18 protein-coding genes and 1 riboswitch are annotated in these 19409 nt (G+C 74.1%); of the genes, 12 read left to right on the top strand and 6 right to left on the bottom strand.

The features are described from left to right. Positions 1-68 precede the first annotated feature (68 nt). Entirely contained in the window at positions 69-1331 is a 1263-nt protein-coding gene (locus tag RWK90_RS06560) for an Ig-like domain-containing protein (RefSeq protein ID WP_314036020.1), read from the bottom strand. Between the two features lie 209 nt (positions 1332-1540). Here RWK90_RS06560 and RWK90_RS06555 point away from each other — a divergent pair, with 209 nt between their 5' ends. The 3 genes from RWK90_RS06555 (at position 1541) to RWK90_RS06545 (ending at position 3700) form a co-directional block, all read left to right on the top strand. After that, complete coding sequence (locus RWK90_RS06555) at positions 1541-2203, top strand: SDR family oxidoreductase (protein WP_314036019.1); 663 nt, start codon at positions 1541-1543, stop codon at positions 2201-2203. Between the two features lie 21 nt (positions 2204-2224). Then, positions 2225-2662, top strand: a complete 438-nt coding sequence (locus tag RWK90_RS06550) for a hypothetical protein (protein WP_314036017.1) — start codon at positions 2225-2227, stop codon at positions 2660-2662. A 72-nt stretch (positions 2663-2734) separates the two neighbouring features. Then, complete coding sequence (locus RWK90_RS06545) at positions 2735-3700, top strand: NADPH:quinone oxidoreductase family protein (RefSeq protein WP_314036015.1); 966 nt, start codon at positions 2735-2737, stop codon at positions 3698-3700. 18 nt (positions 3701-3718) lie between these two features. Here the strand turns inward: RWK90_RS06545 and RWK90_RS06540 are convergent, their stop codons facing one another. Next, on the bottom strand, positions 3719-4879 hold the full coding sequence (locus tag RWK90_RS06540; protein ID WP_314036013.1) for a pyridoxal phosphate-dependent aminotransferase: 1161 nt from the start codon (positions 4877-4879) through the stop codon (positions 3719-3721). A 111-nt stretch (positions 4880-4990) separates the two neighbouring features. Here RWK90_RS06540 and RWK90_RS06535 point away from each other — a divergent pair, with 111 nt between their 5' ends. Together RWK90_RS06535 and RWK90_RS06530 are read left to right on the top strand one after the other, a co-directional pair. Next, on the top strand, positions 4991-5497 hold the full coding sequence (locus tag RWK90_RS06535; RefSeq protein ID WP_314036011.1) for a Rieske (2Fe-2S) protein: 507 nt from the start codon (positions 4991-4993) through the stop codon (positions 5495-5497). Positions 5498-5855: 358 nt separating this feature from the next. Continuing rightward, positions 5856-6048, top strand: a riboswitch (FMN riboswitch). A gap of 100 nt (positions 6049-6148) precedes the next feature. After that, positions 6149-6895, top strand: a complete 747-nt coding sequence (locus RWK90_RS06530) for a nicotinamide mononucleotide transporter family protein (protein WP_314036009.1) — start codon at positions 6149-6151, stop codon at positions 6893-6895. Here RWK90_RS06530 and RWK90_RS06525 read toward each other — a convergent pair. The 3 genes from RWK90_RS06525 to RWK90_RS06515 are packed head-to-tail and all read right to left on the bottom strand — an operon-like array spanning position 6872 to position 9909. Further along, positions 6872-8254 (bottom strand): MFS transporter, encoded by a 1383-nt coding sequence (locus RWK90_RS06525; RefSeq protein ID WP_314036007.1) that lies wholly within the window; start codon positions 8252-8254, stop codon positions 6872-6874. The two genes, RWK90_RS06530 and RWK90_RS06525, sit on opposite strands and share 24 nt — an antisense overlap. Continuing rightward, the gene (locus tag RWK90_RS06520) at positions 8254-8862 is read right to left on the bottom strand and encodes a class I SAM-dependent methyltransferase (RefSeq protein WP_314036005.1); all 609 of its coding nucleotides are present in this window, start codon (positions 8860-8862) and stop codon (positions 8254-8256) included. The genes RWK90_RS06525 and RWK90_RS06520 overlap by 1 nt, the downstream gene beginning before the upstream one ends. A 57-nt stretch (positions 8863-8919) precedes the next feature. Beyond that, positions 8920-9909, bottom strand: a complete 990-nt coding sequence (locus tag RWK90_RS06515) for a glucosyl-3-phosphoglycerate synthase (RefSeq protein ID WP_314036003.1) — start codon at positions 9907-9909, stop codon at positions 8920-8922. Positions 9910-9990: 81 nt separating this feature from the next. Here RWK90_RS06515 and RWK90_RS06510 point away from each other — a divergent pair, with 81 nt between their 5' ends. The 7 genes from RWK90_RS06510 to RWK90_RS06480 all read left to right on the top strand — a co-directional run bounded on the left by RWK90_RS06510 (position 9991) and on the right by RWK90_RS06480 (position 18653). After that, positions 9991-11310 (top strand): acyl-CoA dehydrogenase family protein, encoded by a 1320-nt coding sequence (locus RWK90_RS06510; RefSeq protein WP_314036001.1) that lies wholly within the window; start codon positions 9991-9993, stop codon positions 11308-11310. A gap of 38 nt (positions 11311-11348) precedes the next feature. Continuing rightward, on the top strand, positions 11349-12659 hold the full coding sequence (locus RWK90_RS06505) for a phosphotransferase family protein (protein ID WP_314037070.1): 1311 nt from the start codon (positions 11349-11351) through the stop codon (positions 12657-12659). Then, positions 12659-13369 (top strand): histidine phosphatase family protein, encoded by a 711-nt coding sequence (locus tag RWK90_RS06500; RefSeq protein ID WP_314036000.1) that lies wholly within the window; start codon positions 12659-12661, stop codon positions 13367-13369. Before RWK90_RS06505 ends, RWK90_RS06500 begins: the two co-directional genes overlap by 1 nt. Before the next feature lie 36 nt (positions 13370-13405). After that, positions 13406-14215, top strand: coding sequence for an alpha/beta fold hydrolase (locus tag RWK90_RS06495; protein ID WP_314035998.1), 810 nt, complete (start codon positions 13406-13408; stop codon positions 14213-14215). 119 nt (positions 14216-14334) lie between these two features. Next, entirely contained in the window at positions 14335-16470 is a 2136-nt protein-coding gene (locus RWK90_RS06490) for an MMPL family transporter (protein ID WP_314037068.1), read from the top strand. An 80-nt stretch (positions 16471-16550) separates the two neighbouring features. Beyond that, positions 16551-17222 carry a lipocalin family protein gene (locus tag RWK90_RS06485; RefSeq protein ID WP_396230294.1) on the top strand — a complete coding sequence of 224 codons (672 nt, stop codon included), beginning with the start codon at positions 16551-16553 and terminating at the stop codon, positions 17220-17222. 54 nt (positions 17223-17276) lie between these two features. Beyond that, positions 17277-18653, top strand: coding sequence for a TIGR01777 family oxidoreductase (locus tag RWK90_RS06480; RefSeq protein ID WP_314035994.1), 1377 nt, complete (start codon positions 17277-17279; stop codon positions 18651-18653). Between the two features lie 31 nt (positions 18654-18684). On the opposite strand, the gene RWK90_RS06475 is transcribed toward RWK90_RS06480, so the two are convergent. Then, positions 18685-19341, bottom strand: coding sequence for a helix-turn-helix domain-containing protein (locus tag RWK90_RS06475; protein ID WP_314035992.1), 657 nt, complete (start codon positions 19339-19341; stop codon positions 18685-18687). Between the last annotated feature and the right edge of the window lie 68 nt (positions 19342-19409).

Genomic DNA, 19409 nt, shown 5'->3' with positions numbered 1-19409 from the left:
GCCCGGTGGTCGCGGTCATTTCCGGCCCGGCGGCCGCCGGTACAGACGGGCCCGGCGGCCGGATCCGGTCAGTCGGCCGAGCCCGTCTGCCAGACCTCCCACGGCACCGACCAGTCGCCGTTCTGCCAGATCTCCAGCTCGGGTCCGCCCGTGCCGCGGACCTCCACGACGTCCCCGGTGACCGCCTGGTCGAAGTACCACTTGGCGTCGGCCGGGGAGAGGTTGAGGCAGCCGTGCGAGGTGTTGGTGTTGCCCTGGGCCCACATCGACGACTCCAGGGCGTGGAAGTAGACCCCGTCGTTGGAGATCCGCACGCCGTGGTCGACGGTGACCCGGTACCCCGCGGACAGCGGCAGGCCGTAGGTCGAGGAGTCCATCAGCACCGAGCTGGACTTGTCGAGCACGGTGTAGGTGCCCGGCTGGGTCCAGAAATGCATGGTGACGCCGCCGTAGGTGGCCCATCCGCCCTTACCCATAGAGGTGGGCATGGTCTTGAGCAGTTCACCGTTGCGGTACACGGAGACCGTCTTGGTGGCGTCGTCGGCGATCGCGACCCGGCGGTCCCCGATCGTGAAGTCGGCCTCCGCGCCGGCGCCGCCCCACTGGTCGCCGCCGAGATCGCGGCCCTCGGTGTCGAGCTCGACGCTCACCCGGGTGCCGGGCTCGTAGTACTCCCGGGGTCGCCAGTGCGCGGAGGAGTCGTCCACCCAGAACCAGTTGCCCTCCACCTCGGGGGAGGTGGAGACCTTCATGTACTTCTCAGCCTCGTCGCGGTCCGCGATGGGCTGGTCGAACTTCGCGACGATCACGATCCCGACGCCGTATTCGCGGTCCGACTGGAGGGTGCCGCCGCCGGTCGTGAGCAGGGTCGGCGTCACCACGGAGGCGGGGTTGGCCATGGTGAACGTGCGGGTGTCCGTCCTGGCCCCGCCGACCGCGCCCTCGTAGGTGATCTCCAGGGTGTAGGTGCGCCCGAACCCGAGCGTGACGGCCGGCTCCCACCGGGTCCCGTCGGGCGACAGCTCGCCCTCGATCCGCTTGCCCGCGTCGTTGGTGAGCACCGCGTCCGTGATGGTGCCGTTCTCGACCGTGGCCCGGACGCCGTCCACCACGGAGACGTCGGTCGCCCCGTCGGCGGGGACCACCTGCAGAGTGGCAGGGGCGGGTGCCTGGGACGTGGGTTCGGTGGGTGTGGTCTCCCCGGCGGAGCCGGTGGGCACGGGGATGGTGCAGCCGGCGACGACGAGGAGCAGGGCGAGCAGTCCGGCGATCAGGGCGAGGGGGCCCAGCACCGCCGAACGAGAGGGGGTTCCAGACCTGGACACGGGCATGCGGTACTCCGAGAGGAAAAACGTGGGGGAACCGGTGAATCCCGGCTTATGTCGACATGATGCACTCCGGGTCCGACACCGGGCCAATCCGGCACGCCCCGGCGGCCCGGTTGTTGCGTAGTCGTGACCACCGGCGGGCGCCCGGGACGCCCCCTGACCGGGCCCGTGACCGGTCGCGGGGGCCGGGACCGGGCGCGTACAACGGACACATGAGTATCGAACGTCCAGTGACCATCATCGGCGGCCACGGCAAGGTCGCCCTCCGTGCGGCCCGCATCCTGTCGGAGGCCGGGGCGGAGGTCCGCTCGGTGATCCGTAACCCCGACCACGCCGACGACATCCGGGCCGCGGGCGCCACCCCCGTGGTGGCGGACGTGGAGAACCTCGACGTCGAGGGGCTGCGCGACGTCGTCCGGGGCAGCGGGTCGGTCGTCTGGTCCGCGGGGGCCGGCGGCGGAAACCCCGAGCGCACCTACGCCGTCGACAGGGACGCCGCCATCCGGTCGATGGACGCGGCCGTCGCCGAGGGCGTGGAGCGCTACGTCATGGTCTCCTACGACGGTGCGGGCCCGGACCACGGCGTGCCCGAGGACAACTCGTTCTTCCCGTACGCCGAGGCCAAGGCGGCCGCCGACGCCCACCTCCGCGACTCCGATCTGCAGTGGACGATCCTCGGTCCGGGCGCACTGACCGACGAGCCCGGCGGCGAGTCGATCGGGGTCGGGGAGGGCAAGCGGGACGACCGCGCCACCAGCCGCGACGTGGTCGCCCAGGTGATCGCCGCGGTCCTGCGCCGCCCGGACACCGTCCGCCGGACCATCGAGTTCTCCGACGGCGACACCCCCATCGGCGAGGCCCTGACGAGGGAGTGAGACCGGGGTTATCCTCACGGCGTGAGGATCCTCGTGGGCGGCTCGTGGATCACCGTGATCTGCGCGCTGCTCACGGCCCTGTGGAGCGTCCCGCAGTACGTCGTCACCGACACGGTCACGCTCAGCTCGCACCCGCTGTTCGTGGTCCTGTTCCTGTTCCCGGCGCAGATCGGCGTGCCGGTGTGCCTGCTCGTGGCGCTCAACTCGGTGCTCATGGCGCTCCGCCGCCAGCTCACCACCGTCCCCCGGCGGACCCTCGCGGGCGGCCAACTCGTCACGGTCGCGCTGCTGACGGTCTGCGCGGTGCTGCTGATCTCGCCCACCGCGTTCGGGCGGGAGTTCATCGTCATGGCCCTGGCCTTCCAGATCGGTCAGGTACTGGTCGCGGCGGGACTGGTCCTGCACCTGCTCCGTCGGCGTCGCCACCGGCGGGGAGCCGAGGGCGCGCGCGTCGGCTGAGGCGGCCGGGGCCCGCCGCGGTCTGTCACGAGTCGGGGACACGCGTCGCGGCGGGCTGACACTATGGACCGCATGCGTGCCATTCACATCTCCAGCCATGACGGACCCGCCGCGATCGAGGTGGTGGACGTGCCCGAACCGGAGCCCGGCGCGGTCCTGATCGACGTCCACGCGGCCGGGGTGACGTTCCCGGAGGTGCTGCAGACGCGCGGGAAGTACCAGATCTCGCCGCCGTTGCCGTTCGTCCCCGGGTCCGAGGTCGCGGGCGTGGTGCGGTCGGCGCCCGAGGGCTCCGGCGTCGCGGCCGGCGACCGCGTGTGCGCGTTCCCGGGGTTGGGGGGCTTCGCGGAGGTGGTCTCGGCCGACCCCGGTCAGGTGTTCCTGCTGCCGGACTCGATGACGTTCGCCCAGGGCGCCTCGATCCCCATGAACGTGCTCACCGTCCACTTCGCCCTGGCCCACCGCGGCCGGCTGCAGGCGGGTGAGACGGTGCTCGTCCACGGCGCCGGCGGCGGAATCGGCATCGCCGCCACCCAGTTCGCCACCGCCCTGGGCGCCCGGGTGATCGCGGTGGCCTCCACCGAGGAGAAGCGCGAGCTCGCCCTGAAGGCCGGCGCGACCGACGCGATCGCGCCCGAGGGGTTCAAGGACGCGGCCAAGGAACTCACCGACGGCCGCGGCGTGGACATCGTCGTGGACCCCGTGGGCGGCGACCGCTTCACGGACTCCATCCGCGCGCTGGCGCAGGAGGGACGCATCCTCGTCATCGGGTTCACGGCCGGCGAGATCCCCACCGTCAAGGTCAACCGCCTGCTGCTGGGCAACAAGAGCGCGGTCGGCGTGGGCTGGGGCGAGTACTGGATGTCCAACCCCGGGTACCTGCAGAAGCAGTGGGCCGAGGTCGAGCCGTTGCTGGCCGCGGGCCGACTCGACCCGCTCGTCGGCGTCGAGTTCCCGCTCGAGCGGGCCGCCGAGGCGCTGCAGCTCATGGACGGGCGCGGCGCGGTGGGCAAGATCGTCCTCACCACCGGGCGCTGAGGACCGCCGCGGCCCGCGTCAGCTCGCGAGCGCGTGCAACCGTCGCCCGGCCTCGGCCAGCACCTCGGGCCGCTTGCAGAACGCGAAGCGCACCAGGTGTGACCAGTCGTCGGCGAACACGTCCGTGAACGGCGCGAACGGCACCGCCGCCACGCCGATCCGCTCGGGGAGCTCGAGGCACCACGCCGCCGCGTCGGTCACCCCGAGCGGGCGCGGGTCGGCGGTGAGGAAATACGTTCCCCGCGCGACGACGAGGTCGAACCCGACGCCCGTGAGGATCCGCGACAGCTCGTCCCGCCGAACCTGCATGTCCTGCCGCAGCGTCGCGATCCACTCCCGCTCGTGTCGCAGGGCGTGCGCGACGGCCGGCTGCAGCGGCGAGGCGACGGTGAAGCTCATGTACTGCCGCGCGGTCCGCGCCCCCTCGACGAGGTGCGCCGGCCCGGTGAGCCACCCGACCTTCCAGCCGGTGCAGTTGAGCAGCTTGCCCGCGCTGGAGATCCGCAGCGTCCGCTCGGCCATCCCGGGCAGCGTGGCGATCGAGACGTGCTCCACCCCGTCGTAGGTCAGGTGGGAGTACACCTCGTCGGAGATCGCGATCGCGTCGAACTCCCGGCACAGTGCGGCGATCTCCTCCAGGTCCTCCCGCGGCAGGACCGCGCCCGTGGGGTTGTGCGGCGTGTTCACCAGCACGGCCCGCGTCCGCGGGGAGAACGCCTCCCGCAACGAGTCCACGTCGAGCCGGATACCGCCGCCCGAGCGGACCAACCTCGCGGCGCGACGGGTGGCGCCGGCCATCGCGACCGCGGCCACGTAGGAGTCGTAATACGGCTCGATGACGACCACCTCGTCGTCGTTCTCCACCAGGCCCACCACCGCGGCGGCGATGGCCTCCGTCGCGCCGACCGTCACCAGCGTCTCGGTGTCCGGGTCGTGCACCAGACCGGTCCGGGCCGTCTCGTCGGCGACGATCGCCTCCCGCAGTTCCGGCAGCCCCGCTCCGGGCGGGTACTGGTTGGCGCCCCCTCGCAGGGCACGCACCGCCGCCTCGATCATCGACTCCGGCCCGTCGGTGTCCGGGAAACCCTGCCCCAGGTTGATCGCGTCGAACTGCGTGGCCAGGCGCGAGACCTCGGTGAAGATCGTCGTGGCGTGGGGCGCGAGTCTGCGGACCGTCATGGGGGAAGCCTAGGTGCCCGGGCGCGCTCGGGCGGACGGGTGGGCTGCGGTGGCCGGGCGGGGTGCCGCGGACGGGTGGGCTGCGGTGGCCGGGTCGATACCATGGGCGTCATGTCCGAGTCGCTCGACGCCGCCCCCGCTCCGATCGGTACCTCCTCCGCCCGTGCCACCGGTGCCCGCTCCACCACGGTCGGCCCGTGTACGCAGCGCCGGGCCGTGCTGGCCGCCCTGCCCGGGATCATCCTGCTGCCGGGCATCGCCTCCGCGTGCGGGATGACGGAGCCGGCCCAACCCCCGTCGACCGTGCAGCAGACCACGACGGTGCCCGCGACCACCATCCCGGCCGCCGAGATCCCCGTCGGCACGGCCAAGCAGTTCAAGGCTGGCGATTCCACGGTGATCGTCGCCCAGCCCACAGAAGGCGAGTTCGTCGCCTTTTCGGCGCGCTGCACCCACCAGGGCGGCGTCGTCCAGGTGATCGAGGGCATGACCCTGCGCTGCCCGCTCCACGGCGCCGAATACGACGCCACCGACGGCCGCAACACCCTCGCCCCGGCCCCGCGGCCGCTGGACGCGGTGGTCGTGACCGAGTCCGGCGGACAGCTCACCCTCGCCTGACCCGCGACCTCTGGCGCCCGGCCCGCCCCCTAACCGGCGCAGCGCGTACCCTTTCGTGCCCTCGTGCGCCCGGCCGGCACGCCCGGCGGGCAGGAACGCAGCGCGACCCCGCTGACTTACGCTGCCTCGTCGGCCCGCGCTGCCGCTGTGCACGCTTCGCCGGGGGTTGCGCTGCCGGAATGGACCACAGACGCAGCGGAGGGCAGGGACGCAGCGCATCCGGCGGCACTCATGCTGCGTCTGTGACGCCCACCGCGGCACCGTCCGTCGACCGGCCGGACCCGCTCACCCTCGCCCGCGTCGACCGACCGAATCCCCCGCGGGTTGCGGGACGCCGCCGGCGGGGGTAAAGATGGGAACACGTTCTCAGGGCGGGGTGAGACTCCCCACCGGCGGTGATGTCGCCGACCCCATGGTCGGCGGCGAGCCCGCGAGCGCCCCGCACACGCGGCGTGACGGACAGCGGTCCGGTCGCACCGCGGTCGTGGGGGTCAGCAGACCCGGTGTGATCCCGGGGCCGACGGTCATAGTCCGGATGGAAGAGAACCTCGCGTCACCCGATGCGGACCCGGCCCACCGCGGCCGGAGCCGGGCGGGCGTCGTGGCAAAGCCCTGGGCCGTGGAGTGTTGAGCCCGTGAAAGGGGCACACGATGAGCCTCCTCGTCTCATTCCTCGACGCGCAGTTGGTGATCGGCGGAGTTCCGATCCTGTGGCGCGAGATCGTCGGCAACGTCTTCGGGCTGGCCGCCGCCATCGGTGGCATGCGCCGCGTCGTGTGGGCCTGGCCGGTCGGGATCGTCGGCAACCTCACCCTGCTCACCGTCTTCCTCGGCGGGGTCTTCCACACGCCGCAGGACGTGGACCTGTACGGCCAGGCCGGTCGGCAGGTCATGTTCCTGGCGGTGGGCGTGTACGGCTGGTGGCAGTGGTCGCGGACGCGACGGGCCAACGCGGCCGTGGCGGCTGCGGCGGCCGCCAGCGGCGCGGTCGCGGACGCCCCGGCGGTCCGCCCGCACTGGGCGACGGGCCGGCAGCGGGCCGGGCTCGTGGCGGGGATGCTCGTCGGGACGCTCGTGTTCGGGTGGATCTTCGCCCAGCTCGGATCGTGGGGGCCGTGGGCGGACGCGTGGATCTTCACCGGTTCGGTCCTGGCGACGTACGGCATGGCCCGCGGCTGGACGGAGTTCTGGTTGCTGTGGATCGGCGTCGACATCGTGGGCGTGCCGCTGCTGCTCAAGGCCGGGTACTACCCGTCGGCGGTGCTGTACCTGGTGTACGCGGCGTTCGTCATCTGGGGTTTCGTGGTGTGGTGGCGGGTCGATCTCGCCGAGCGCGCGGAGGCGCTGCGCGGCGAGGGGCTGCCCGCGGAGCGGTCAGTCGGCGCGGTGAGCGGCTGACCCGCCCCGCGCCCGCGCCCGCACCCGCGTCCGCGGCCGCACCGCCGCCACGACGATGAGCGAGAGCGCGGCGAGCGTCACGCCGAGGCCGCGGAAGTCGATCCATGCGAACACCAGGCCCGACACGAGCGCCCCGGCGGCGCCGGCCAGGGCCACGGCCACATCGGCCTGGCCCTGGACGGTGGCGCGGACGGAGGTCGGCACGGCGGTGGTCAGGACGGTGGTGCCGGAGACCAGGCCGAGGCTCCAGCCCACGCCGAGCAGGATGAGCGCCACGGCCACGAGCACGGACGAGTCCGGCGGCGCGATCGCGGCGAGCATCCCGGCGGCGAGCAGGACGATCCCGGCGGACGCGGCGACGGCGCGGGTGCCGAGGGTGTCGACCAGCCATCCGGACACGGGCGCGGGCAGGTACATCGCGGCCACGTGCAGGGAGATCACGAGCCCGACGAGCGTGAGGGCGTGGTCGTGGCCGCGCATGTGCACCGGCGTCATGGTCATCAGCCCCACCATGACGAACTGCGTCAGCGCCATCACCGCGACACCGGCGAGGACGTCGGCGCTCCACACGCGGGGCGCGGCGGGGGAGGGGGCCGACGACGACCGGGCCGACAACGACCGGGCCGACGACAACGAGGTCGACGACGACGAGGCCGCCGCCGCGTCCGCTCCCGCGGCCTCCAGCCGCCGCGCCTCGAGCAGCGGGTCGGGCCGCAGCAGCAGGGAGATGACGAGGGCCGCGCCCCCGTAGGCGAGCGCGGCGAGCAGGAACGGTCCCGTCAGCGGGGCCAGGCCCAGGGCCTCGGCGACCGCACCGGTGGGCCCCACGAGGTTGGGCCCGGCGACGGCTCCGGCGGTCGTGCCGAGCAGGACGTAGGACAGGGACCGGCCGCGGCGTTCGGGCGTGGCGAGGTCGGCGCCGGCGTAGCGGGCCTGCAGGTTGGTGGCGGTGCCGGAGCCGTAGACGACGAACGCGGCGAACAACAGCGGCAGGGATCCGAGCTCGGCGGCCAGGACGATCCCGGCCGCGCCGAGGGCGCCGAACGTGAAGCCGGTCGCCAGGCCGGGTCGTCGTCCGCGCGACTGGGAGAGCCTGCCGACGGCGACGGCGGCGATCGCCGACCCGCCGGTGAACAGTGCGGACGGCAGCCCGGACAGGCCGGGCCCGCCGAGCAGGTCCTCGGCGAGCAGGGCGCCGACGGTGATGCCCGCGGCCAGGCCGGCCCCGGCGAGGAGCTGGCCCAGGACGAGGACGGTGAGGATCCGCCGCTGTGCGGCCTCCCGGGCGGTGTCCGCGTCCCGGCCGGTGTCCGCGCCCCGGCGGGTGTCCCCGTCCCCGCCGGACCCGGCGCGGCTCATCAGTCGACCCAGGACCGGGCGTGCAGGAGGACGTCGACCGCGGTGGCCTTGCCGGCGGGGCGCAGGTCGTGACGCAGGGAGATCACCTCGAGGCCCTCGGCGCCGCGGGCGAGGTCGCCGATCCCGGGCAGGAGGGTGGGGTCCTGGGGCCCGCCGACGCCGCGGCGGAGGTTCTCCGCGGCGTGGCCGAGGTAGACGAGGTGCCCGCCGGGCCGCAGCCAGGTGCCGGCGCCGCGGAGCACGGCGCTGAGTTCGGGCAGGTCGAGGTGGAGGAAGCCCACCACGACGAGGTCGACCGGCTCGGCGGGGGACCAGGTGCGGGCGTCGCCGACGACCCAGTCGACGCTCCCGGTGCGGCCCTCGTCGGAGTCCTTGGCGCGGGCCTGCTCGATCGCGACCTCGGAGAAGTCCACAGCCTGCACCCGCCAGCCGTGGGCGGCGAGCCAGCGGGCGTGCCGGCCGTCGCCGCACGCGAGGTCGACGGCGGTCCCGACGCCCAGGCCCGCGTCCTCGGCGGCCGTGACCTCGGCGACGATGCGGGCGGCCGGGGTGGTGCCCCACGCGTCGGGCTGCGCGAGGTAGCGGGCGTTCCATGCGGAGGCGTCCACGGCGGTGGTCCTTTCGGTCGGGGCGGGCTGGGCGGTGCCGGGGGTCGGTGCGGGCGGCTACAGCCCGCGCACCTCGCGCATCGGCGGGCGTTCACCGGGGGCGACGCGGATGGTCTCGGCGTGGAAGCCGTCGCCGCCGGGGTCGCGTCGGTGCAGGGTGAGGCTGTCGCCGGGGGCGTCGGCGCCGGTGACGCGTCCGTGCCGCCGGAGCCGGCTCATCACGGCGAGGTGCTGGTGCATGGCCATCACGGCGAGCGCCGAGTCGGGCGAGTTGCGGTGGGTGCGCCTCCCGAGGTCGACCTGCGCGAGGGCGTCGAGCCCGTAGGCCTCGTAGAGGTCCACGAGGATGCCGATGTCCACGCCGTAGGCGCCGGCGAACGGGATCGACTCGAGCGCCGCGCGGGTCCCGGCGTACTCGCCGGCCAGCGGCTGGACGAAGCCGCCGAGCTCGGGCCAGTGGGTGGCGAGCAGGGGCCGGGCGACGAGTTCGGTGACGCGGCCGCCGCCGGCGGGCAGGACGGTGCGGCCGTCGTCGAGGGGGCGGTCGTAGGCGCCCTTGGTGAACACGACGCCGGGCTCGGTGAGCAGCGGTCCGAGCAGCCCGGTCGCGAACGCGGGGTCGAAGTCGCGCAGGTCGGAGTCGAGGAACGCGATGATGTCACCGTCGGTGGCGGCCAGGGACTTCCACAGCGCCTCGCCCTTGCCGGGCAGGTCGCCGAGGGCGGGGAGGACCTCGCCCTGCGCGACGACGCGGGCGCCGGCGGACCGCGCCACGCGGGCGGTGGCGTCGGTGCTGTGGGAGTCGACGACGACGAGCTCGTCGATCAGCGGGACCCGGTGCACGAGCTCCGAGTGCAGGGCGGCGACGATCGCGCCCACGGTGGGCTGCTCGTTCCGCGCGGGCAGGACGACCGAGATGCGGCGACCCGCCTTGGCCGCGACGAGGTCGCCGGGGCGGAAGTCCGCGGCGCGGTAGTTCCGGCGCGCCGACCAGGCACGAACCGGGTCCGCCCGGTCGGCGAGGGTCGTCCGCGAATGCTCGGTCACGTCCGCGATCCTGCCAGAGGCGCGGCCCCGGGGGTCTCGCGTGCCCGGGCCCGGGTGGGTCGGGTGTGCCACGATGCACATATGGACTTCTCCCCGTCGCCGCGTGCCGCCGAGCTCACCGCCGCGGTCCGCGAGTTCATCGACGCCCGCATCGCCCCCGTCGAGCCGGAGATCCACGCCGACATCGCGCGGCGGCGGCGGGAGGGGCGGGACCCCTGGGCGGTGGACCCGCGGGTGACGGAGCTGCAGGCGCTCGCGCGGGAGCAGGGGCTGTGGAACCTCTTCCTGCCCGCCGGTCACGAGGGCCCCTACGCGGAGCGCTACGGCACCCGCGGCGGCACGGGCTTGAGCAACACGGACTACGCGCCGGTCGCCGAGGAGATGGGCCGGTCGTTCCTGGCGCCGCTGGTGTTCAACTGCAACGCCCCGGACACCGGGAACATGGAGGTCCTGCTCAAGTACGGCTCGCAGGAGCAGAAGGACCGCTGGCTGGACCCGCTGCTGGACGGGCGGATCCGCAGCGCGTTCCTCATGACCGAGCCGGCGGTGGCCTCCTCGGACGCGTCGAACATGGCCGCCACCGCGCGGATCGAGGGCGACGAGGTGGTGCTGGACGGCCGCAAGTGGTGGTCCACAGGCGTCGGCCACCCCGACTGCCGGGTCGGCATCTTCATGGGGGTGTCCGATCCGGACGCCCACCGCTACCTGCGGCACTCGATGGTGCTCGTGCCGATGGACGCCCCCGGCGTGACGGTGGAGCGGATGCTCACCGCGCAGGGCGTGTTCGACGAACCCCTCGGCCACGGCGAGGTGACACTCAGCGGCGTCCGGCTGCCGGTGGGCAACATCATCGCCGGTCCCGGCCGGGCGGCGGAGATCGCGCAGGGCCGCCTGGGCCCGGGCCGCATCCACCACTGCATGCGGCTCATCGGGCTGGCGGAGATGGCGCTGGACCTGGCCTGCCGCCGCGCCTCGGGCCGGGTGGCGTTCGGCAAGCCGATCGTCAACCTCGGCGGCAACCGCGAACGCCTGGCCGAGGCCCGCATCGCGATCGACCAGGCCCGCCTACTGGTGCAACACGCCGCGTGGAAGCTCGACACCCACGGCGCGGCGGCCGTCGAGGTCAGCGCCATCAAGGCCGCGGTGCCCAGGATGGCCCAGCAGGTCATCGACATGTCGCTCCAGCTGCACGGCGGCGGGGGGATGAGCGACGACCTCCCGCTGGCCGGGGCGTACGCCACCGCGCGCTCCCTGCGGCTGGCCGACGGCCCCGACGAGGTCCACCTCGCCGTCGTCGCCCGGGCCATGCTCGCCCCCTACCGCGACGCCGCCGCGGCCCGCACCACCGCCGACGCCGGGGCGCCCGCCACCGACGCGCCGAGCGCGGGGACCGACCGGTGAGCGCCCCCGACGGCGTTCCCGAAGGGACGCCCACCGGGATGCCCGACGGCGACGCCGCCCTGCGCCGCCGCGTCCCCGGCACCGGACCGGTGCGCGACGAGGACGCCTTCGACGTGGCCGCCGTCGCCGCGTGGTTGCGGTCGATCACCCCCGACGACCCCGACGTGCTGGCCGGCGTCGACCTGGGTGACGACGACCCGGTCCTGCCGGAGGTCCGGCAGTACACCGGCGGCGCGTCCAACCTCACCTACCTCCTCCGATACCCCGGCGCCGACCTCGTCCTGCGCCGCCCGCCGGCCGGCACCAAGGCCCGCGGCGCGCACGACATGAAGCGCGAGTACCGCGTCCAGTCCGCCCTGCGCCCCGTCTACCCGCTGGTGACGCGCATGGTCGGGTTCTGCGACGACCACTCGGTGATCGGCTCGGACTTCTACGTCATGGAGCGCATGGAGGGCACGATCCTGCGCAAGAACCTGCCCCGCGAACTGCGGTTGGACCGGGTCACCACCCGGCGCCTGTGCGAGTCGGCGGTCGACGCGCTGGTCGACCTGCACTCGGTCGACATCGCCGCCGCCGGGCTGTCCGACCTCGACCGCGGTGAGGGCTACGTGCGCCGCCAGGTGGAGGGCTGGTCGGCCCGCTACCGCCGCGCCCGCACCCCGGACGTGCCCGACTTCGCGCCCGTCATGAAGTGGCTGCACGCCCACCAGCCCGAGGACGTCGGGCACTGCCTCGTGCACAACGACTTCCGGTTCGACAACCTGGTGCTGGACCCCCACGACGTCACCCGTGTCATCGGCGTCCTCGACTGGGAGATGGCCACCGTCGGCGACCCGCTCATGGACCTCGGCGGCGCGCTCGCCTACTGGGTCCAGGACGACGACGGCCCCCTGTTCAAGGCGTTCCGCCGCCAACCCACCACCGCCCCCGGCATGCTCACCCGCCGCCAGGTCGTCGAGCGCTACGCCCGCCGCGCGGGTCTGGACATCACCGACGAGCAGTGGCGGTTCTACGAGGTGTTCGGCCTGTTCCGGCTCGCGGTGATCGCCCAGCAGATCAACCACCGCTACTACCACCGCCAGACCACCAACCCGGCGTTCCGCGCCTTCCGGCCCGGCGTGGCGTTCCTCGAACAGCGCTGCCTGCGCCTCATCCGCACCGGCGACGGCCGGCTCTCGCCCACCCGGATCTCCCCGACGGACGTGATCGGCGAGCTGCTCGGCGTGCCCCGCGTCGCGCTGCCACTGGTCGCCGGCGGGATCCACGACGCCCGCGGGAAGGTGGCCGACGTCCTCGGCGGACTCCCCGTCGTCGGCGGGCTGGTCCGCGGCCAGGGGGGTGAGCGCTGATGGGCGCCATCCATCTCGTCCGCCACGGTCAGGCCTCCTTCGGCAGCGGCGACTACGACCGGCTGTCCGAGACCGGGCACCTGCAGGCGCGCCTGGCCGGCGAGGACATGGCCACCCGAGGCCTGCGGCCCGACCTCGTCGTCCACGGCGGCATGCGCCGCCAACGCGAGACCGCCGAGGGACTGCTCGCCGGCCTGCGCGCGCACGGCGACGTGGACTGCCCGGTCGAGGTCGACGAGCGGTGGGCCGAGTACGACGCCGACTCCGTCCTCGAGGCCGCCCGCGTCGCCGGGTTGTCCGCCGAGAGCGGGACCCTCGACTCCGCCGGCTCCTCCGACGAGGCCAAGCAGGCCTTCCAACGCGAGCTCGACGCGGCACTGGGCCACTGGTCGGGGCTCGAGGCGTTCGCCCGCTACCGCGCCGACGCCGAGGCCGCCCTCGCCGACGCCGCCGCCCGGTCCGGCACCGGCCGGACGACCCTCGTCGTGTCCTCGGCCGGAACCATCTCGCTGGCCGTGGCGACCCTGCTGGCCGACCCGGAGGGCGTCGTCGGGTTGTGGACCCGCCTGCAGCGTGTGACGGTGAACACCGGTACGGCCCGTGTCGTGGTGGGCCGGGGCGGGATGACCTGCATCGCGGTCAACGAGCACCAACACCTCGAGCGGGCGGCCGGACCGGACGACCCGCGTCGCCTCATCACCCTCCGGTGAGACCGCGACGGGACACGACGCCAGGAGGTTGCCCCGATGCCCACGTTCCGCCGCGGTCACACCACGATCGCCTACACCGACACCGGCGCCCCCGCCGGTCGTGAGGACGCCCCCGTGGTGCTGTTCGCCCACGGACTGCTGTTCTCCGGGTGGATGTTCCACCCCCAGATCGCGCGGCTGCGGGACCGCTACCGCTGCGTGACCATCGACTTCCGGGGCCAGGGCAACTCGCCGCGCGCCCTCGGCGGCTACGACATGGACACCCTCACCGTGGACGTCACCGAACTGCTGCGCCACCTGCGGATCCCGGTGGTCAACTTCGTGGGGCTGTCCATGGGCGGGTTCGTCGGCATCAGACTCGCCGCCCGCAACCCCGAGGTCGTCCACACGCTCACCCTCCTGGACACCGCCGCCACCCCGGAGGAGCCGGCCAACCGTCGCAAGTACCGGACGCTGTCGGCGGTGTACCGCCTCGCCGGCATCGGCCCCGTGCGGTCCCGGGTCGCGCCCATCATGCTCGCCGACGGCAACCTCGACGCCCCCTGGGTGGACGAGTGGTTGGCCATGGTCGAGCGCACCGATCGCGCGGGCCTGGTCAAGGCCATCGAGTCCGTCGCCGACCGCGACCCGTGCGAGGACGAGGCGATCCGCATCATCGCCCCCACGCTGGTCGCGGTGGGCGCCGAGGACAGGGCGACGCCACCGGAGAAGTCCCGCCGACTGGTGGAGCTCATCGCCGACTCGCGCTACCGCGAGATCCCCGGCGCGGGACACTCGCCCACCCTGGAACGCCCCGATGAGGTCACAGCCATCCTCGAGGCGTTCCTCTCCGAATACGACACGTGAAGACAGGGGAGACGATGAGAGCCGAGCGCTCTGCCGTGGAGAAGTCAGGACCGACGGGCGACCCGGGGTCGGCCGGAGGGTGGGTCGGTGTCGTCACCGGCAGGCTGTCCGCCTGGGTCATGTTGGTGGCCATGCTCATCGTGAGCGGCGCGGTGTTCGCGTTCGCCTCGTCGGAGGGCTCGTCCGAGGCGCCGCAGACGCTGCCAGACGACTCCGAGGCGGCGCTCGTCTCGCAGATACAGGCGGAGTTCCCCGACTCGGGCTCCGTCCCCGCGGTGCTCGTGGTGACGCGCTCCGACGGTGGCGAGCTCGGCCCCGAGGGCATCGCCGCCGCCGTCGGTGCCGGTGAGCGCATGTCCGAGGTCGTGGGGACCCCGCCCCAGGGGCCGATCCCGTCCGAGGACGGCGCCGCCGCCCTGGTGCTCGTGCCCGTCGACGCGGAGCTCATCTCCGGAGGCGAGGGACGCGAGCTGGTCGAGGAGATGCGCGGGGCCGTCGCCGAGGGGCTCGACGACGGGCTGAGCGCACAGCTCACCGGCGGGCCGGCGTTCGCGGCCGACACCGCGGCCGCGTTCGAGGGCGCCGACTTCCGGCTGCTGGCCGCCACCGCGCTCGTCGTGGCGGTGCTGCTCATCATCACCTACCGCTCGCCCGTGCTGTGGCTGGTGCCGTTGCTCATCATCGGTATCGCCGACCGGGTCGCGGCGCTGATCGTCTCGCTGGTCGGTGAGGCCGCGGGTGTCACCGTCGACGCCTCGACCTCCGGCATCGTCTCCGTGCTCGTGTTCGGCGCCGGCACCAACTACGCCCTGCTGCTCGTCTCCCGCTACCGGGAGGAACTGCGCAGGACCGAGGACCGCCGCACCGCGCTCCGCGACGCCTATCGTGGCGCGGTCCCCGCCATCTTCGCGAGCAACATCACGGTCGTCCTGGCGCTGCTCACCCTGCTGCTGGCGACCCTGCCCAACTACCGGTCGCTCGGCCTGTCCGCGGCGGTCGGCCTGATCATCGCGCTGGTCTACGCCCTGATCGCGCTGCCCGCCGCCCTCGCGGTGTGCGGTCGCGGCCTGTTCTGGCCGTTCATCCCGCGCCCCGGGGCCTCCTCCTCCCACGCCGCCGGCCGGACCCGCCCCGCGACGCCCGAGGGCTTCGACGAGGACGTGCCGCCGGGCGTCTGGGGCAGGATCGCGGCGCGCGTCGTCACGCGCCCGGTCACGGTCCTCGTGTCCTGCGTCCTGCTCCTGGCGGTGCTCTCGCTGGGCCTGATCGGTACCCGCGTCGGCCTGAGCCAGACCGAGCAGTTCCGCACCGCCTCCGAGTCCGCCGCCGGGCTGGAGACCGCGGCCGAGCACTTCCCGGCCGGCGTCACCGACCCGGTCACCGTGCTCACCCGGACCGGCACCGAGGCCGGGGTCGCCGAGGCCGCCCAGGGGGTCGAGGGCGTCGTCTCCGCACGGCCCGCCGGGGAATCCGGCACCGGCTGGAGTCGCGTCACCGTGGTGCTCGACGCCGCCCCCGCCACCGACCGGTCCGAGGACAGCGTGGTCGCGCTGCGCGAGGCCGTCGACACGGTCCCGGGCGCCGAGGCGCTCGTGGGCGGGTCCGTGGCCGAGGCCGTCGACACCTCCGACGGCAACATCCGCGACCTCACCCTCATCGCGCCGCTCATCCTGCTGGTGGTGTTCCTGGTCCTCATCCTGGTGCTGCGGTCGCTCATCGCGCCGCTGCTGGTCCTCACCGCGACCGTGTTGTCCTCGCTGGCGGCGCTCGGGCTCGGCACCTTCGTCACCACGCAGATCCTCGGCTTCCCCGGCCTGGACGTGGCGGTGCCGCTGTACAGCTTCCTGTTCCTGGTGGCCCTGGGCGTGGACTACTCGATCTTCCTGACCATCCGGGCCCGCGAGGAGGCGGCCGCGCACGCGACCCGGGAGGCGATGGTCCGCGCCGTCGCCCTCACCGGCGGTGTCATCACCTCGGCCGGCATCGTGCTCGCCTCGGTGTTCGTGGTGCTGGGCGTGCTGCCGCTCATCGTCCTGACGCAGGTCGGCGTGATCGTCGCGCTCGGCGTCCTGCTCGACACCTTCATCGTGCGCACGCTGGTCGTCCCGGCACTGTTCACCCTCGTCGGTGACAGGGTCTGGTGGCCGGGCGACCCGCGCCGCCGCCGCTCCGCCGACGCCGGTCACGCGGCCGCCGGCGGCCACGAGACCGACGATTCCGACACCCCCCGCCACACCGAGGAGATCCGCGCATGAGCACCACCGCACGCCCCCGCACCGCGTCCGCCCGCCCCGCCGCCGCCGGACGGCCCGCCGCCGGCCGGCCCGCCTCCCGCCTGCGCGGACTCGTGACCGCCCTGGCCGTGGCCCCGCTGCTCGCGGCCGGCCTGGGCGCCGCCCCGGCCGCCGGCGCCCAGGACCTCACCGACGGGGGCCGCCTCGGCGGCGGCTCCTCCCAGCTGCTGCCCGACGGCGTGGCCCTGGGATCGCTCGGCGGACCCGAGCTCACCCAGGTCGAGTCGGTGGACCTCGAGCGCTACAAGGGGGAGTGGTTCCAGGTCGCCGCGATCCCGCAGCCGTACACCCTGCAGTGCACGAATGACACGCGCGCCGAGTACGAGCTCACCGCGCCCGGCACCGTCTCCGTCCGCAACAGCTGCGGCTCGGCGATCAGCTCGGACTCCGTGATCGAGGGCGAGGCGAAGGTCCGCGACACGGACACCAACGCCTCGCTGCGGGTGAACTTCCCGATGGTCCCGTTCCAGGACGAGGCCGGGCCGGTCAACTACCGGATCACCTACCTCGCCGACGACTACTCGCTGGCGATCGTCGGCGACCCCACCCGCTCGTCGGGCTTCGTCCTCAGCCGCGAGCCCGCGCTCGACGCCGAGCAGTGGTCGACCGTCCGCACGGTGATCGAGGACCGCGGCTGGTGGTCGTGCGCCTTCCTCACCGTCCCCATGGTCGGCGGGCGGGGCGACGCCACCCCGCTGTGCCTGCTGCCCTGACGGGCCCACCCGGACCCGCGATCCGCACCCGACCCCGACACGGATGAGTGACCGATGAGCATCGACCTCACCTGCACGGTCCCGGCGACCCCCGACGAGGCGTGGCGCTACCTCGCCTCGCCGGGGGCCTTCCGCCGGCTGTCCCCGCCGTTCATGCCGCTCCGGCCGGTCCGGGAGGCCGACTCGCTGCGGGACGGGCTCGCGGTCCTCGAGCCCCGCACGGCCCTGCCCGGCCCGCTGGGGCGCCGCCTCGGCCCCCGGTGGCACGCCCGGCACGACCCCGCCGGCTACGTCGAGGGTCGGCGCTTCGTCGACCGCTGCGTCTCCCAGCCGTACGCCGCCGCGACCGGCTGGGTCCACACGCACACCGTCACCGCGGCCCCCGACGGCGCCGCCCTCCTCGGCGACCGGGTCGACGCGCGCGTGCCCGCCGCGCTGCTGGCCCCGGTGTTCGCGTACCGGTACCGGCAGATGGCGGCCGATCTGACCACGCTCGAGCGGCACCGCAGCGCGCCGCTGACCGTCGCCGTGACCGGGGCCTCCGGCCTGGTCGGTACCGCGCTGACCGCGCTGCTCGGGGTGGCCGGACACCGGGTCGTCCGCCTCGTCCGAGGTCGCGGTACCGGCGGCGCGGGGGAGCGGGTGTGGGACCCCGCCGACCCGGCGCCGGGTCTGCTCGACGGCGTGGATGTGCTCGTGCACCTCGCCGGCGCCCCCATCGCGGGCCGGTTCACCGACCGGCACGTCGCGGCCGTCCGCGACAGCCGCGTCGGGCCCACGCGGCGGCTCGCCGAGCTCGTCGCCGCCCGCGGTGGGGCCACCGCCATGGTGTGCGCCTCGGCCATCGGCTACTACGGCCCCGACCGGGGCGACGAGCCGCTCACCGAGGGCTCGGCGCCCGGCACAGGACCGGTCGCCGACATCGTGGTGGACTGGGAACGCGACTGCGATCCCGCTCGGGAGGCCGGCGCCCGGGTCGTCTCCGTGCGCACCGGCATCGCGCTGTCCGGGGCCGGCGGGATGCTGCCGCCCCTGGCCGCCCTGACGCGGGCGGGACTCGGGGGCCGGATCGGATCGGGCCGGCAGTGGATGTCCTGGATCTCCCTCGATGACCTCACCGACATCTACCTGCGGGCGATCGTCGACCCGCAGGTGAGCGGCCCGGTCAACGCGACCGCCCCCGAACCCGTGACCAACGCCGAGTTCACTCGGGTCCTCGGTGCCGTCCTGCGGCGCCCCACCCTGATCCCCGTCCCGCGCGTCGCGCCCGCGCTGCTGCTCGGATCGCAGGGCGCCGACGAGCTCGCCCTGGCCGATCAGCGGATCCTGCCGCGGGCGCTCTCCGACGCGGGGCAGCACTTCCGCCACCCCGGGCTCCGGTCCGCGCTCGAGCACGAACTCGGCGCGGAGGAACTCCCCACCGCGCTGTAGGGCGGCCCCTTCGGCGCGGCCGGTCCGGCGCTCAGCGCTGGAGGATCATGGGGACGAGCACGCGGCGGGCGAGCGCCCGGATCTGCTCCTCGGAGTCCACCACGGGCGGACCGTCCGGCATCACGACGAGCGAGTGGAGGAACCGGCCCACCACCGAGGCGACCTCGAGCGAGAGCTGCTCGGCCTCCCCGGCCTCCATGGGGCGGGTGTGGACGTCGGCGTTCCACGTGCTGCGGACGAACTGCGCCAGCATCTCGATGATCGTCTCGAGCACGGAATCCGACTGGCCGGCGAGCATCGCCATGGCCTCGACCTTGTCGCTCTCGATCATCCGGCGCAGGAGTTCGTTCTGGCGGATGTCGAAGACGGTGCCCACGAGCAGGTCCTCGACGTGGCGCACCGGGTCCCACTCCAGGGACTCGAACGGGGTGTACCGGGCGTTGACGGTCATCATGAGCCGCTGGGCCTCGTGGGCGTAGATGGCCCGGAGGATGTCGTCACGGGGGCCGAGGCGGCGGTAGAGCGTCACCCGTGTGACGCCGGCGGCCCGGGCGATGTCGTCCGTGCTGGTGCCCTTGATCCCGCGCTCGGCGAACACGGCGGACGCCGTCTCGATCAGACGGATGTCCTCCGCATCCGGGTGGGCCTCCGGCGCCCGGGCGCCACCGCGGCCACTGTTACGAGTCACGCCCTCATGTTAAGGCGAGAGGCCGCGGTGGCTGGCCGGAACGGGACGGTCGGGGGGACGTCCGGCCG

It is taken from the genome of Dietzia sp. CH92, from assembly GCF_032248695.1.
Classification (GTDB): domain Bacteria; phylum Actinomycetota; class Actinomycetes; order Mycobacteriales; family Mycobacteriaceae; genus Dietzia.
Note: the sequence above shows the minus strand (reverse complement) of the source record. Positions and strands in the feature narration are given on the sequence as shown.

Excerpts from the sequence above, each read along its gene's own strand:
- RWK90_RS06560 (WP_314036020.1), bottom strand. The coding sequence starts at position 1,331 with ATGCCCGTGTCCAGGTCTGGAACCCCCTCTCGTTCGGCGGTGCTGGGC.
- RWK90_RS06555 (WP_314036019.1), top strand. The coding sequence starts at position 1,541 with ATGAGTATCGAACGTCCAGTGACCATCATCGGCGGCCACGGCAAGGTC.
- RWK90_RS06545 (WP_314036015.1), top strand. The coding sequence starts at position 2,735 with ATGCGTGCCATTCACATCTCCAGCCATGACGGACCCGCCGCGATCGAG.
- RWK90_RS06540 (WP_314036013.1), bottom strand. The coding sequence starts at position 4,879 with ATGACGGTCCGCAGACTCGCGCCCCACGCCACGACGATCTTCACCGAG.
- RWK90_RS06535 (WP_314036011.1), top strand. The coding sequence starts at position 4,991 with ATGTCCGAGTCGCTCGACGCCGCCCCCGCTCCGATCGGTACCTCCTCC.
- RWK90_RS06530 (WP_314036009.1), top strand. The coding sequence starts at position 6,149 with ATGAGCCTCCTCGTCTCATTCCTCGACGCGCAGTTGGTGATCGGCGGA.
- RWK90_RS06525 (WP_314036007.1), bottom strand. The coding sequence starts at position 8,254 with ATGAGCCGCGCCGGGTCCGGCGGGGACGGGGACACCCGCCGGGGCGCG.
- RWK90_RS06510 (WP_314036001.1), top strand. The coding sequence starts at position 9,991 with ATGGACTTCTCCCCGTCGCCGCGTGCCGCCGAGCTCACCGCCGCGGTC.
- RWK90_RS06505 (WP_314037070.1), top strand. The coding sequence starts at position 11,349 with ATGCCCGACGGCGACGCCGCCCTGCGCCGCCGCGTCCCCGGCACCGGA.
- RWK90_RS06500 (WP_314036000.1), top strand. The coding sequence starts at position 12,659 with ATGGGCGCCATCCATCTCGTCCGCCACGGTCAGGCCTCCTTCGGCAGC.
- RWK90_RS06495 (WP_314035998.1), top strand. The coding sequence starts at position 13,406 with ATGCCCACGTTCCGCCGCGGTCACACCACGATCGCCTACACCGACACC.
- RWK90_RS06490 (WP_314037068.1), top strand. The coding sequence starts at position 14,335 with ATGTTGGTGGCCATGCTCATCGTGAGCGGCGCGGTGTTCGCGTTCGCC.
- RWK90_RS06480 (WP_314035994.1), top strand. The coding sequence starts at position 17,277 with ATGAGCATCGACCTCACCTGCACGGTCCCGGCGACCCCCGACGAGGCG.